Below are 15,773 nucleotides of genomic sequence, written 5' to 3' on the forward strand. Positions count from 1 at the left end.
ATGAGCAGCAGTGATGTGTCGAAGCGGATCGCGAACCTGTCGCCGGAGAAGCGCGCGGAGCTGCTGAAGAAGATGGCCGCCCAGAAGCAGGCGGCGGGCAACGTCCCCGCGCGCGCGGCGTTCCCGCGCAGGGACCCATCCCGGCCCGCGGCGCTGTCCTCCGCCCAGCAGCGGCTGTGGTTCATGGATCAGCTGGCGCCAGGCAGCCCGCTCTACAACGTCCCGGTCGCGGTGCGGCTGGAGGGCGCGCTGGACGTGGCCGTGCTGGAGCGCTCGCTGCGCGAGGTGGTGCGGCGGCACGAATCACTGCGTACGACCTTCCAGGGCGGCGAGGACGGGCCGGTGCAGCGCTTCGCGGACGCGCCCGTGCTGGAGCTGGAGCGGACGGACGTGAGCGCGCTCGCGGCGGACGCGCGGGAGGCGGAGGCCTGGCGGCGGGTGCGCGAAGGGGCGCTGCGTCCCTTCGACCTGGCCACGGGCCCGTTGATGCGCGCGCTGCTCGTGCGGCTGGGGGAGGCGGATCACCTGATGCTGGTGGTGATGCACCACATCGTGTCGGACGGGTGGTCATTGGGGGTGCTGGTGCGCGAGGTGGCGGTGCTCTACGCCAGCTTCCTGCAAGGCCAGCCGTCGCCGCTGCCCGAGCTGGCCGTGCAGTACGCGGACTACGCGGCCTGGCAGCGGGAGCTGTTGCAGGGCGCGGCGCTGGAGCGGCAGCTGTCGTACTGGCGCGAGCAGTTGTCGGGCGCGCCGCCCGCGCTGGAGCTGACCACGGACAAGCCCCGGCCCGCGACGCGCGGATTTCGGGGCGCTCGGGCGCCCATCCAGTGGCCGCGAGAGCTGACGGACGCGCTCCGGGCGCTGGCGCAGCACGAAGGCGCGACGCTGTTCATGGTGCTGCTGGCGGGGTGGCAGTCGCTCTTGTCGCGCTACTCCGGGCAGGACGACGTGTGCGTGGGCTCGCCCATGGCGGGCCGGACCCGCTCGGAGCTTGAAGGCCTCATCGGCATGTTCGTCAACACGCTGGTGCTGCGCGCGCGCTTCACGCCGGAGCTGTCCTTCCAGGGGCTGGTGCGCCAGCTGCGCGAGACGATGGTGGGCGCGACGGACCACCAGGACCTGCCCTTCGAGCGGCTGGTGGAGGCGCTCCAGCCGGAGCGCGACTCGGGGCGCACGCCGTTCTTCCAGGCGATGTTCGCGTTGCAGAACGCGCCGCGCGGCCCGGTCGCCGTGCAGGGCCTGAAGCTGGACGCGATGGAGGTGGACACGCGGACGGCCAAGTTCGACCTGCTCCTCCAGCTCACGGAGGCGGATGGGAGCCTGAGCGGCTACGTGGAGTACGACACCGACCTGTTCCACGCCGCCACGGTCGCGCGGATGGTGGAGCACCTGCGCGGCCTGCTGGAGTCCGCCGTGGCCCACCCGGCGCTGCCCGTGGCCCGGTTGTCCATGGTGAAGGCCGCCGAGCGGCGATTGCTGTCCGTGGACTGGAACCGGACGCAGGCGGCGTATCCGCGGGAGCGGCCGGTGCACGCGCTCTTCTCGGAGCAGGCGCGCAAGGCACCGGACCGGGTGGCGCTGGTGCAGGGCGCGGATGGCCAGACGCTGACGTACGGCGAGCTGGAGGCGAAGGCGAACCAGCTGGCGCACCACCTGCGCGGGCTGGGCGTGAAGCGCGGCACGCGGGTGGGCGTGTACGTGGAGCGCTCGTGGGAGATGGTGGTGGGGCTGCTGGCCATCCTGAAGGCCGGTGGTGCGTACGTGCCCGTGGACCGCAACTACCCGGCGGAGCGCATCGCGCTGCTGCTGGGGGATGCGGGCGTGGGCGTGACGCTGACGCAGCGGTCGCTGGTGGAGAAGCTTCCGGCCGGAGCGGGGACGCCGCTCTGCGTGGACACGGCGTGGGACGCCATCCGCCGGGAACCGGAGAGTGCCCCGGACGTGACGGTGGAGGGCGAGGACCTCGCGTACGTCATCTTCACGTCGGGCAGCACGGGCCGCCCGAAGGGCGTGTGCGTTCCGCACCGGGGCATCACCCGGTTGGTGGTGGGCAACGCCTTCATGCGCTTCGAAGCGGACGCGGTCTGGTCGCAGACGGGGCCGGTGGCCTTCGACGCGTCGACGCTGGAGCTGTGGGGCGCGCTGTTGCACGGGGCGAAGCTGGTGCTGGCGCCGCCGCAAGCGCTGACGCTGGAGGAGCTGGGCGCGCTGGTGAAGCGGGAGCGCGTCAGCACGTTGTGGCTGACCACGGCGCTGTACGACCAGATGGCGTTGCATCAGGCGGAGGCGTTGGCCGGGGTGTCGCAGGTGCTGACGGGCGGTGACGTGATGCCGGCCCAGCGCGCGAGGGAGCACCTGGCGCGTCTGCCAGAGGGTGCGGTGCTGGTGAACGCCTACGGCCCCACGGAGAACACCACCTTCTCCACGACGCACGCGATGACGGCGCGGACGGCCCTCGACGCGCCGGTGCCCATCGGCAAGCCGATCGGGAACTCGACGGCGTATGTGCTGGACGCGCATGGCGACATGGCGGGCGTGGGCGTCCCAGGGGAGCTGTTCGTGGGAGGCGAGGGCCTCGCGTGGGGCTACCTGCACCGGGCGGACCTGACGGCGGAGCGCTTCGTCCCCAACGCCTTCAGCACGGAGCCCGGTGCGCGGCTGTACCGCACGGGAGACAAGGCGCGCTGGAAGGAGGACGGCACGCTGGAGTTCCTGGGCCGCACGGACTTCCAGGTGAAGGTGCGAGGCTTCCGCATCGAGCTGGGCGAAATCGAAGCGGGTCTCCTCCAGCATCCGGACGTGGCCGAGGCCACGGTGGTGGCGCGCGGCCAGGACGCGGACAAGCAGTTGGTGGGGTACGCGGTTCCGAAGCCGGGGCGGACGCTCGACGCGGCGGAGCTCAAGGCGCACCTGCGGCAGCGGCTGCCCGAGTACATGGTGCCCGCCGTCCTGATGGCGCTGGACGCGCTGCCCCTCAGCGCCAATGGCAAGGTGGATCGCAAGGCGCTGCCGGAGCCGGAGGCCCCGCGCTCGGAGAAGGTCTTCGTCGCGCCCCGCACGGAGACCGAAGCGAAGCTGGCGGCCATCTGGGCGCAGGTGCTGCGCGTGCCCCGGGTGGGCGTGACGGACAACTTCTTCGAATTGGGCGGTCACTCGCTGCTGGCCACGCAGGTGGCCTCGCGGATCCGCGCCGGATTCGGCGTGGAGCTGCCGCTGCGGGAGCTGTTCGAGTCCGCCACCCTGGAGGCCCTGGCGCTCCGGTTGGAGCGAGCCACGCGCTCCGTCGCCCCGCCGCTGGTGCCCGTGTCGCGCGAGCAGCCCCTGCCATTGTCGTTCGCGCAGCAGCGCCTGTGGTTCATCGACCAGCTGGAGCCGGGGAGCCCGCTCTACAACGTCCCGCTGGCGGTCCGCCTGGAAGGCGCATTGGACGTCGCGGTGCTCCAGCGGGCGCTGGATGAGCTGGTGTGCCGCCACGAAGCGCTCCGCACGACGTTCGCGGCGCATGAGGGCACGCCGGTGCAGGTGGTGCATCCGCCCTCGGCGATGCCGCTGGAGGTGGAGGACCTGCGCGGGCTCGGCGTGGGCGAACGGGAGGACGAGGCCCGCCGCCGGGTGACGGCGCAGGGGCTGAGGCCCTTCGACCTGGCGCGTGGGCCGCTGGTTCGCGCGCAACTGGTGCGGCTGGGCGCGGAGGACCACCTGCTCGCGCTCACGATGCACCACGCCATCTCGGATGGCTGGTCGCTGGGCGTGCTCGTGCGGGAGATCGGCGCTTTGTACGCGGCGTTCGTGCAAGGGCAGCCGTCCTCTCTGCCGCGGCTGCCGCTCCAGTACGCGGACTATGCGGCCTGGCAGCGCGGCTGGCTTCAGGGAGAGGCGCTCGACCGTGAGGTGGCCTTCTGGAAGGGCCGCCTCGAAGGGGCGCCTGCCGCCCTGGAGCTCCCCACGGACCGGCCGCGTCCAGCGGTGCGTGGCAACGCGGGCGCGATGCACTTCTTCCAGTGGTCCCCCGAGATGACGCGGCGCCTGCGAGCGCTGGCGCAGCGGGAGGGCGCGTCGCTCTACATGGTTCTGCTGGCCGGGTGGCAGGTGCTGCTGTCGCGCTATTCGGGGCAGACGGACATCAGCGTGGGTTCGCCCATCGCGGGCCGTACGCGCGCGGAGCTGGAGGGGCTCATCGGCTTCTTCGTGAACACGCTGGTGCTGCGCGCCCGGGTAGATGGGGAGGCGTCCTTCCGAGAGCTGCTGAAGCAGGTGCGAGGCACGGTGCTGGAGGCCTATGAGCACCAGGACGTGCCATTCGAGAAGCTGGTGGAGGCGCTCCAGCCGGACCGCAGCCTGAGCCACACGCCGCTCTTCCAGACGTTGCTGGCGCTCCAGAACGTGCCGCAGGGCGACCTGGGACTTCCGGGCATGTCGCTCAAGCCGGTGATGATGGAGAGCCGCACGTCGAAGTTCGACGTGAGCCTTTTCTTCGTGGAGGAGGGCGAAGGGCTGAGGGGCTCGGTCGAATACAGCACCGAGCTGTTCGACGCCACGACGGTGCGCCAGATGGTGGAGCACCTGCGAGCCCTCCTGGATGCGGCGCTGTCGCGTCCGGAGACCGAGGTGTCCCGGCTGTCGATGGTGGACGCTGGGGAGCGGCAGCGGATCCTCGACGGAGGCAACCGCACGGTGGCGGGGGCCCCGGTCGTCATCCCGGTCCATTCGCTCTACTCGGAGCAGGCTCGGAAGACGCCGGGCGCGGTGGCGCTGCAGGCGCAAGACGGGCGGGCCCTGACGTACAGCGAGCTGGAGGTGAAGTCGAACCAGCTCGCGCACCACCTGCGAGGGCTGGGCGTGACGCGCGGCACGCGGGTGGGCGTGTATGTGGAGCGCTCGTTCGAGATGGTGGTGGGGCTGCTGGCCATTCTGAAGGCTGGCGGCGCGTACGTGCCGATGGACCGCAACTACCCGGCGGAGCGCATCGCGCTGATGCTGGAGGAGGCGGGCGTCGCGGTGACGCTGACGCAGCAGGCATTGGTGCAGAAGCTGCCTGCGAACGCGGGTGCGCCGCTGCTGCTGGACGCGGCCTGGCGTGAGGTGGTCCACCAGCCGGAGACGGCCCCGCATGTGGAGGTCAGCGGGGAGGACCTGGCGTACGTGATGTTCACGTCGGGCAGCACGGGCCGCCCGAAGGGCGTGAGCGTCCCGCACCGGGGCATCACGCGGTTGGTGGTGGGCAACGACTTCATGCGCTTCGGGCCGGAGGAGGTGTGGCTGCAGTTGGCCCCCGTGGCCTTCGACGCGTCGACGCTGGAGTTGTGGGGCGCACTGCTGCACGGAGCGAAGCTGGTGCTGGCGCCGCCGCACGCGCTGACGTTGGAGGAGTTGGGAGCACTCCTGCGGAACGAGCGCATCAGCACCTTGTGGCTGACGGCGGCGTTGTACGAGCAGATGGCGTTGCACCACGTGGAGGCCCTGGCGGGCGTGTCGCAGGTGCTCGCGGGTGGCGACGTGCTGCCGGCGCAGCGCGTGCGTGAGCACCTCAAGCACCTGCGCGAAGGAGCGGTGCTGGTGAACGGCTACGGCCCGACGGAGAACACCACGTTCTCCACCACGTACACGCTGACGCGTGACACAGCGCTCACGTCATCGGTGCCCATCGGCAGGCCGTTGGGGAACTCGACGGCCTACGTGCTGGACGCGCGCGGAGAAGTAGCCGGCATGGGGGTGCCGGGAGAGCTCTACGTGGGGGGAGAGGGCCTCGCGTGGGGCTACCTGAACCGGGCGGACCTGACGGCGGAGCGGTTCATCCCCAACGCCTTCAGCCCGAAGCCGGGCGCACGGCTGTACCGCACGGGAGACAAGGCGCGCTGGAAGGAGGATGGCACGCTGGAGTTCCTGGGCCGCACGGACTTCCAGGTGAAGGTGAGAGGGTTCCGAATCGAGCTGGGAGAAATCGAAGCGGCGCTGCTGAAGCAGGAGGGCGTGGCGGAAGCGACGGTGGTGGTGCGGGACGTAGGTGGAGACAAGAGGCTCGTCGCGTGGCTGGTGGCGAAGCCGGGCCAGAACCTGGATCCGAAGGCCGTGGAGATGGACCTGCGCCAGCGGCTGCCCGAGTACATGGTGCCTTCGGCAATGGGCGTGCTGGACGCGCTGCCGCTCACGGCCAACGGCAAGGTGGATCGCAAGGCCCTCACGGCGCTGGACGCGCACGAGGCGGACACGGCTTACGAGCCTCCTCGCACGGAAGCGGAACGGAAGCTGGCGGCCATCTGGGCGGAGGTCCTGCGGGTGCCGAGGGTGGGCGTGAAGGACCACTTCTTCTCCCTCGGTGGGCATTCGCTGCTGGCGACGCAGGTGGTGTCGCGGATCCGCTCGGAGCTGGGAGTGGAACTCTCGCTGCGAGTCCTCTTCGAGGCGCCGGTTCTGGAAGCCCTGGCCGAGCGATTGGGGACGGCCAGGCGTCCGGCGTCCGAGGCGCTGGAGCCCGTCGCGAAGGACGAAGCACCGCCGCTGTCGTTCGCGCAGCAGCGCCTGTGGTTCATCGACCAGTTGGAGCCGGGGAGCCCGCTCTACAACGTCCCCGTCGCGGTCCGGTTGCAAGGCACCTTGCAGAGGGGCGCGTTGGTGCGGGCGCTGAACGAAATCGTCCGGCGCCACGAATCCCTGCGCACGACGTTCGAGCTGCTCGAAGGGCAGCCGGTGCAGCGCATCCACCCGCATGCACGTCTGCCATTGGCGGACGTGGACCTGGAGGGGCTCGCTCGAGCGGAGCAGGAGCAGGAGGTCCGGCGCAGGCTGGCTGCGGAGCTGGAGGAGCCCTTCGACCTGAACAAGGGGCCGCTCATCCGGGCGAGCTTGTTGCGGTTGGGAAGCACCGACCACGTGCTCCTCATCACGATGCATCACATCGTGTCGGACGGCTGGTCGCTGGGGGTGCTGATCCGTGAAGTGGGGGCGCTGTACGCGGCCTTCACGCAAGGCCGACCGTCGCCGCTGCCGGAGTTGACATTGCAGTATGCAGGCTACGCGGCGTGGCAGCGCGGCTGGTTGCAGGGGGAGACGCTCCAGAAGGAAGTGGAGTTCTGGAGAGGCAAGCTGGCCGGAGCGCCGCCGGTGCTGGAGCTGCCGACGGACCGTCCGCGCCCGGCGGTGCGAGGCAACGCCGGAGCGGTGCATTCCTTCCTCCTGCCGTCATCGCTGGAACAGCGTCTGCGTGCGCTGGCGCAGCGGGAGGGCGCGTCGCTGTACATGGTCCTGCTGGCCGGGTGGCAGGTGTTGCTGTCGCGCTACTCGGGGCAGACGGACATCAGCGTGGGTTCGCCCATCGCGGGCCGCACGCGCGCGGAGCTGGAAGGGCTGATCGGCTTCTTCGTGAACACGTTGGTGCTGCGCGCCCGGGTGGATGGGGAGGTGTCCTTCCGAGAGCTGCTGAAGCAGGTGCGAGGCACGGTGCTGGAGGCCTATGAGCACCAGGACGTGCCGTTCGAGAAGCTGGTGGAGGCACTCCAGCCCGAGCGCAGCTTGAGCCACACCCCGCTCTTCCAGACGTTGTTGGCATTGCAAAACATGCCCGAGGGTGAAGCACGGCTGCCCGGGCTGACGATGAAGCCGCTGGAGTTGGAGATCCGCACGTCGAAGTTCGACGTGAGCCTCTTCTTCACGGAGACGCCGCAAGGCCTGAGCGGCGCGGTGGAGTACAGCACCGAGTTGTTCGAAGCCGCGACGGTGCGCCGGATAGCGGAACACCTGCGCGTGCTGTTCGAAGGCGTGGTGTCGGAGCCTGAGACGGCCGTGGGGCAGTTGCCGATGCTCACGCCCGCGGAGCGCGAGCAGTTGCTGCTGACGTGGAACCAGACGGCCACGCAGTACGCCCGCGAGCTGCCGGTGCACGCACGCTTCTCGGAGCAGGCCCGGAAGACGCCGGGCGCGGTGGCGCTGAAGCTCGGGGCAGGGGAGGGCACCCTGACGTACGGCGAGCTGGAGGCAAAGTCGAACCAGCTGGCGCACCACTTGCGCGGGCTGGGCGTGAAGCGCGGCACGCGAGTGGGCGTGTATGTGGAGCGCTCGTTCGAGATGGTGGTGGGGCTGCTGGCCATCCTCAAGGCCGGAGGCGCGTACGTACCGGTGGACCGCAACTACCCGGCGGAGCGCATCGCGCTGATGCTGGAGGATGCGGGCGTCGCGGTGACGCTGACGCAGCAGGCATTGGTGCAGAAGCTGCCTGCGAGCGCGGGCGCGCCGCTGCTGCTGGACACGGCCTGGAACGAAGTCGCCAGTCATCCGGCGACAGCGCCGCAGGTGGAAGTCAGCGCGGAAGACCTGGCGTACGTGATGTTCACGTCGGGCAGCACGGGCCGCCCGAAGGGCGTGTGCATCCCGCACCGGGGAATCACGCGGTTGGTGGTGGGCAATGACTTCATGCGCTTCGGGCCCGAGGAGGTGTGGCTGCAGCTGGCCCCCGTGGCCTTCGACGCGTCGACGCTGGAGTTGTGGGGCGCACTGCTGCACGGGGCGAAGCTGGTGCTGGCGCCGCCGCACGCACTGACGCTGGAGGAGTTGGGCGCGCTGCTGAAGCAGGAGCGCATCAGCGCCCTGTGGCTGACGGCGGCGCTGTACGAGCAGATGGCGCTGCATCAGGTGGAAGCCCTGGCGGGCGTGTCGCAGGTGCTCGCGGGTGGCGACGTGCTGCCGGCGCAGCGCGTGCGTGAACACCTCAAGCACCTGCCCGAAGGGGCGGTGCTGGTGAACGGCTACGGCCCGACGGAGAACACCACGTTCTCCGCCACGCACACACTGACGCGTGACACAGCGCTCACGTCGTCGGTGCCCATTGGCAGGCCGCTGGGGAACTCGACGGCCTACGTGCTGGACGCGCACGGCGACGTGGTGGGCGTGGGGGTGCCGGGAGAGCTCTACGTGGGGGGAGAGGGCCTCGCGTGGGGCTACCTGAACCGGGCGGACCTGACGGCGGAGCGGTTCATCCCCAACGCCTTCAGCCCGAAGCCGGGCGCACGGCTGTACCGCACGGGAGACAAGGCGCGCTGGAAGGAGGACGGCACGCTGGAGTTCCTGGGCCGCACGGACTTCCAGGTGAAGGTGAGAGGGTTCCGAATCGAGCTGGGAGAAATCGAAGCGGCGCTGCTGAAGCAGGAGGGCGTGGCGGAAGCGACGGTGGTGGTGCGGGACGTGGGCGGAGACAAGCGGCTGGTCGCGTACATCGTCGTGAAGCCGGGCCAGCCCGTCGACCCGAAGGCCGTGGAGGGTGAACTCCGCAAGCACCTGCCCGAGTACATGGTGCCTTCGGCGATGGGCATGCTGGACGCGCTGCCGCTCACGGCCAACGGCAAGGTGGATCGCAAGGCCCTGCCGGAGCTTGATACGGCCCGTTCGGAACACGAGTACGAAGCGCCCCGCACAGAGGTGGAGCGGAAGCTCGCGGCCATCTGGGCGGAGGTCCTGCGGGTGCCGAGGGTGGGCGTGAAGGACCACTTCTTCGCGCTGGGCGGGCACTCGTTGCTGGCGACGCAGGTGGTGTCGCGGATCCGCTCGGAGCTGGGAGTGGAGCTCGCGTTGCGAGTCCTCTTCGAGGCGCCGGTTCTGGAAGTCCTGGCCGAGCGGTTGGGGACGGCCGTGCGTCCGTTGCCCGCGGCATTGGGTGTCAGCGCGAGCACGGGGCCCGCGCCGCTGTCGTTCGCGCAGCAGCGCCTGTGGTTCATCGACCAGTTGGAGCCGGGGAGCCCGCTCTACAACGTCCCCGTCGCGGTGCGCCTGGAAGGCGAACTGGACGAGGGCGCCGTGGAATGGGCCCTGGGCGAAGTCGTCCGTCGCCACGAGTCCCTGCGCACGACGTTCGAACTGCTCGAAGGGCAGCCCGTGCAGCGCATTCACGCCGATGCACGCCTCCCGATGGCGCGGATCGACCTGGGAACGCTCGACAGCGAGCAGCGGGAGCAAGAGGTCCGGCGCAGGCTGGCTGCGGAGCTGGAGGAGCCCTTCGACCTGAACAAGGGGCCGCTCATCCGGGCGAGCTTGTTGCGGTTGGGAAGCACCGACCACGTGCTCCTCATCACGATGCATCACATCGTGTCGGACGGCTGGTCGCTGGGGGTGCTGATCCGTGAAGTGGGGACGCTGTATGCAGCCTTCACGCAAGGTCATCCGTCGCCGCTGCCGGAGTTGACGCTGCAGTACGCGGGCTACGCGGCGTGGCAGCGTGGCTGGTTGCAGGGGGAGACACTCCAGAAGGAAGTGGAGTTCTGGAGAGGCAAGCTGGCCGGAGCGCCGCCGGTGCTGGAGCTGCCCACGGATCGTCCGCGCCCGGCGGTGCGAGGCAACGCCGGAGCGGTGCATTCCTTCCTGCTGCCGTCGTCGCTGGAGCAGCAGTTGAAGGCTTTGGCTCGGGATGAGGGCGCATCGCTGTACATGGTCCTGCTGGCCGGGTGGCAGGTGTTGCTGTCGCGCTACTCGGGGCAGACGGACATCAGCGTGGGTTCGCCCATCGCGGGCCGTACGCGCGCGGACCTGGAAGGGCTGATCGGCTTCTTCGTGAACACGTTGGTGCTGCGCGCCCGGGTGGATGGGGAGGCGTCCTTCCGAGAGCTGCTGAAGCAGGTGCGAGGCACGGTGCTGGAGGCCTACGAGCACCAGGACGTGCCATTCGAGAAGCTGGTGGAGGCACTCCAGCCCGAGCGCAGCCTGAGCCACACGCCGCTGTTCCAGACGATGCTGGCGTTGCAGAACACGCCCGAAGGTGAAGCACGGCTGCCCGGGCTGACGATGAAGCCGCTGGAGTTGGATCTTCGTACGTCGAAGTTCGATGTAAGCGTCTACTTCACGGAGACGCCGCAAGGCCTGAGCAGCGCGGTGGAGTACAGCACCGAGTTGTTCGAAGCCGCGACGGTGCGCCGGATGGCGGAACACCTGCGCGTGCTGCTCGAAGGCGTGGTGGCGAAGCCGGAAACGGCCGTGGGCCAACTGCCCCTGCTGACGCCCGCCGAACAGCAGCAGGTGCTGGTGACGTGGAACCAGCAGCAGGCGGAGTACGACCGCGACGCGACGATTCCTCAGCTCTTCGAAGCGCAGGTAAGGCGCACGCCCAATGCCGTGGCGGTGGTGAGCGGAAAGCAGCGGCTGACGTACCGGGAGGTGGAGGCGAGGGCGAACCAGTTGGCGCATCGGCTGCGCAAGCTGGGAGTGGGCCCGGAGTCCCGAGTAGGCCTGTGCGTGGAGCGCACGGCGGACGTGGTGGTGGGGACGCTGGGAATCCTCAAGGCAGGCGGCGCCTACGTGCCGTTGGATCCGAGCTACCCGAAGGAGCGGCTGGGCTGGCTGCTGGAGGACGCGCAGGGCCCCGCGCTGGTGGCGCATTCGCACCTGCTGGAGGCGCTGCCCGCCTTCAGTGCGCAGGCCGTGTGCCTGGACCGCGAAGAGGAGTGGGCAGAGGAGACCTGCTGCCCGGTGACGTCGGAAGTGCGTCCAGAGAACGTGGCGTATCTCATCTACACGTCTGGGAGCACGGGCCGTCCGAAGGGCGTGGCGGTGACGCACCGGAACGCGGCGGCCTTCCTTGCGTGGGCGACGGAGACGTTCACGGAGGAGGAGATGAAGGCCGTAGTGGCCGCGACCTCGCTCAACTTCGACCTCTCAGTGTTCGAGCTCTTCGCGCCGCTGGTGAGGGGAGGCAGCGTGGTGGTGGTACGCAACGCGCTGCACCTTGCGGAGGAGAAGCCGGGGGCGGACGTCACGCTCATCAACACGGTGCCGTCGGCAATGGCGCAACTGGTGCGGCTGAACGCGGTGCCGCCGTCCGTGCAAGTCATCAACCTCGCAGGTGAAGCGCTTCCGGAGACGCTGGCGAAGCAGGTCTACGGCATCCCCACGGTGCGCAAGCTCTACAACCTGTACGGCCCGTCAGAGGACACGACGTACTCGACGTGGTCGCTGGTGGGGCGCGAGGAGGTGCCGAACATCGGCCGTCCCCTCACCAACACCCGCGCGTACGTGCTGGACAAGTACCTGCAGCCGGTGCCGGTGGGCGTGGCGGGTGAGTTGTTCCTGGCGGGAGAAGGCCAGGCGCGCGGGTACCTGCTGAGGCCGGAGCTGACGGCGGAGAAGTTCCTTCCGGAGGTGTACGGCCCCGAAGGCAGCCGCATGTACCGCACGGGAGACCGGGTGAGGTACCGGGCGGACGGAGTGCTGGAGTACCTGGGGCGGGTGGACTTCCAGGTGAAGGTGCGGGGCTTCCGCATCGAGCTGGGCGAAGTGGAGTCCGCGCTGCGCCAGCAGGAGACGGTGAAGGAAGCGGTGGTGGTGGCGAAGGGGGAGGGCGCGGAGAAGCGGCTCGTCGCGTACGTGGCACCGAAGGCAGGAGCGACGCTGGACGCGGAGACGCTGAAGGCGAGCCTGCGGCAGCGGTTGCCGGAGTACATGGTGCCCGGAGCGGTGGTGGTACTGGAGGCCCTGCCGCTCAACTCCAACGGCAAGGTGGACCGCAAGGCCCTGCCGGAGCCGGAAGCGCTGACGGCGGGAAGCACCTACGAAGCGCCGCGCACGGAGGCCGAAAAGAAGCTGGCGGCCATCTGGGCGGAGGTGCTGCGAGTGCCCCAGGTAGGCGTGAAGGACGACTTCTTCGCGCTGGGCGGTCACTCACTCCTGGCCACGCAGGTGGTGTCGAGGGTGCGCTCGGAGATGGGCGCGGAGCTGCCGCTGCGCGCGCTGTTTGAATCGCGCACGGTGGAGTTGCTCGCTCTCCAATTGGAGAGGACCGCGTCCTCGAACATGACGGCGTTGGACCGGAAGCAGGGGAGTTCCGAGCGGCCCCTGTCGTTCGCGCAGCAGCGGCTGTGGTTCCTTGAGCAACTGGAGCCGGGCACGGCGCTCTACAACATGCCCGTGGCGGTGCGTCTGGAGGGCGCGCTGCGCCAGGACATCCTGGAGCGAGCGCTGTACGAAGTGGTGCGGCGCCACGAAACGCTGAGGACGACCTTCGCGGCCCAGGAGGGTCAACCCCTCCTGGTCATCCACGCGGACGTGGCACTGCACCTGGAGCGGGTGGAGGTGTCAGAGGCGCAGGCGCGTCAGCGGATCGAGCAGGAAATGCTCACGCCATTCGACCTGTCGCGTGGACCACTGCTCCGGGCGCTCCTGTTGAAGCTGGGGGATTCGGAGCACGTTCTGGTCGTCACGATGCACCACATCGTGTCGGACGGCTGGTCGTTGGGCGTGTTCGTGAACGAGGTGAGCGAACTGTACGCTGCCTTCGCGCAAGGCCGTCCGTCGCCGTTGCCGGAGTTGCCCGTGCAGTACGGCGACTTCGCGGCCTGGCAGCGAGACTGGTTGCAGGGCGCGACGCTCCAGCGAGAGGTGGGCTACTGGAAGCGGAAGCTTGCGGGCGCGCCGCCGGTGCTCGAGCTGCCCACGGATCATCCTCGTCCGCCGGTGCGTGGCAGTGCGGGCACGACGCTGAACTTCCTCTGGCCCCAGCACCTGGCCCAGTCGCTCCGAGATCTGGGGAAGCGCGAGGGCGCGTCGCTGTACATGGTGCTGATGGCGGGCTGGCAGGTCCTGCTTTCGAGGTACTCGGGACAGGACGACATCAGCGTGGGCTCGCCCATCGCGGGCCGTACGCGCGCGGAGGTGGAGAGGCTCATCGGCTTCTTCGTCAACACGCTGGTGTTGCGGACGCAGGTGTCGGGCGGTGCCTCCTTCGGAGCGCTCCTGAAGCAGGTCCGCGAGACGGTCCTGGAGGCACAGGATCACCAGCAGGTGCCGTTCGAGAAGCTGGTCGAAGCGCTGCAGCCCGAGCGTGACCGGCGTCACACGCCGTTGTTCCAGGTGTTCCTGGCACTCCAGAACCTGCCTGTGAGCGAAACGCGACTGCCAGGACTGACGCTCAAGCCCGTGGCGTTCGAGGGCCGCACGTCGAAGTTCGACCTGAGCCTCTTCTTCGTGGAGACGCCGCAAGGCTTGAGCGGCGCGGTGGAGTACAGCACCGAGCTGTTCGAAGCCGCGACGGTGCGCCGGATGGTGGAGCACCTGCGCGTGCTGCTCGAAGGCGTGGTGGCGAAGCCGGAAACGGCCGTGGGCCAACTGCCCCTGCTGACGGAGGCGGAGCGCCACCAGGTGCTGGTGACGTGGAACCAGCAGCAGGCGGAGTACGACCGCGACGCGACGATTCCCCGGCTCTTCGAAGCACAGGTAAGGCGCACGCCGGATGCCGTGGCGGTGGTGAGCGGAAAGCAGCGGCTGACGTACCGGGAGGTGGAGGCGAGGGCGAACCAGCTGGCGCACCGGCTGCGCAAGCTGGGAGTGGGCCCGGAGTCACGAGTGGGCCTGTGCGTGGAGCGCACGGCGGACGTGGTGGTGGGGACGCTGGGCATCCTCAAGGCAGGCGGCGCCTACGTGCCGTTGGATCCGAGCTACCCGAAGGAGCGCCTGGGCTGGCTGCTGGAGGACGCGCAGGGCCCCGCGCTGGTGGCGCATTCGCACCTGCTGGAGTCGCTGCCTACGTTCACGGCTCAAGCGGTCTGCCTGGACCGTGAAGAGGAGTGGGCAGAGGAGACCTGCTGCCCGGTGACGTCGGAAGTGCGCCCAGAGAACGTGGCGTACCTCATCTACACGTCTGGAAGCACGGGCCGTCCGAAGGGCGTGGCGGTGACGCACCGGAACGCGGCGGCCTTCCTTGCGTGGGCAACGGAGACGTTCACGGAGGAGGAGACGAAGGCGGTGCTCGCGGCGACGAGCCTGAACTTCGACCTCTCGGTGTTCGAGCTCTTCGCGCCGCTGGTGAGGGGAGGCAGCGTGGTGGTGGTGCGCAACGCGCTGCACCTTGCGGAGGAGAGGCCGGAGGCGGACGTCACACTCATCAACACGGTGCCATCGGCAATGGCGCAACTGGTGCGGCTGAACGCGGTGCCGCCGTCCGTGCGCGTGGTGAATCTCGCAGGTGAAGCGCTGCCAGAGACGTTGGCGAAGGCCGTGTACGCGGTGCCGACGGTGAAGAAGCTCTACAACCTGTACGGCCCGTCGGAGGACACGACGTACTCGACATGGTCGCTGGTGGGGCGCGAGGAGGTGCCGAACATCGGCCGGCCTCTCACCAACACCCGAGCGTATGTGCTGGACAAGTACCTGCAGCCGGTGCCGGTAGGCGTGGCGGGAGAACTCTTCCTAGCGGGAGAAGGCCAGGCGCGCGGGTACCTGCTGAGGCCGGAGCTGACGGCGGAGAAGTTCCTTCCGGAGGTGTACGGCCCCGAGGGCAGCCGCATGTACCGCACGGGAGACCGGGTGAGGTACCGGGCGGACGGAGTGCTGGAGTACCTGGGGCGGGTGGACTTCCAGGTGAAGGTGCGGGGCTTCCGCATCGAGCTGGGCGAAGTGGAAGCGGCCCTGCGCCAGCAGGAGACGGTGAAGGAAGCGGTGGTGGTGGCGAAGGGGGAGGGCGCGGAGAAGCGGCTCGTCGCGTACGTGGCACCGAAGGCAGGAGTGACGCTGGACGCGGAGGCGCTGAAGACAACTCTGCGGCAGCGGTTGCCGGAGTACATGGTGCCCGGAGCGGTGGTGGTGCTGGAGGCCCTGCCGCTCAACTCCAACGGCAAGGTGGACCGCAAGGCCCTGCCGGAGCCGGAAGCCCCCGCATCCACCCACCAGTACGTGGCCCCGCGCACGGAGGCCGAAAAGAAGCTGGCGGCCATCTGGGCGGAGGTGCTGCGAGTGCCCCAGGTGGGCGTGAAGGACGACTTCTTCGCGCTGGGCGGCCACTCACTCCTGGCCACGCAGGTGGTGTC

The 15,773-nt window shown here is 69.4% G+C and carries 1 protein-coding gene (cut by a window edge); it reads left to right on the plus strand.

Translation table 11 applies throughout. The features are described from left to right. Positions 1-15,773: the 5' portion of a non-ribosomal peptide synthetase gene (locus KYK13_RS12845; RefSeq protein WP_223644484.1), read on the plus strand. 13,483 nt of this gene lie beyond the right edge of the window; only the first 15,773 of its 29,256 coding nucleotides appear in the window; it begins with the start codon at positions 1-3; its stop codon lies off the right edge, out of view.

The sequence above is a fragment of the Corallococcus sp. EGB genome, assembly GCF_019968905.1.
In the GTDB taxonomy this organism is placed as follows: domain Bacteria; phylum Myxococcota; class Myxococcia; order Myxococcales; family Myxococcaceae; genus Corallococcus.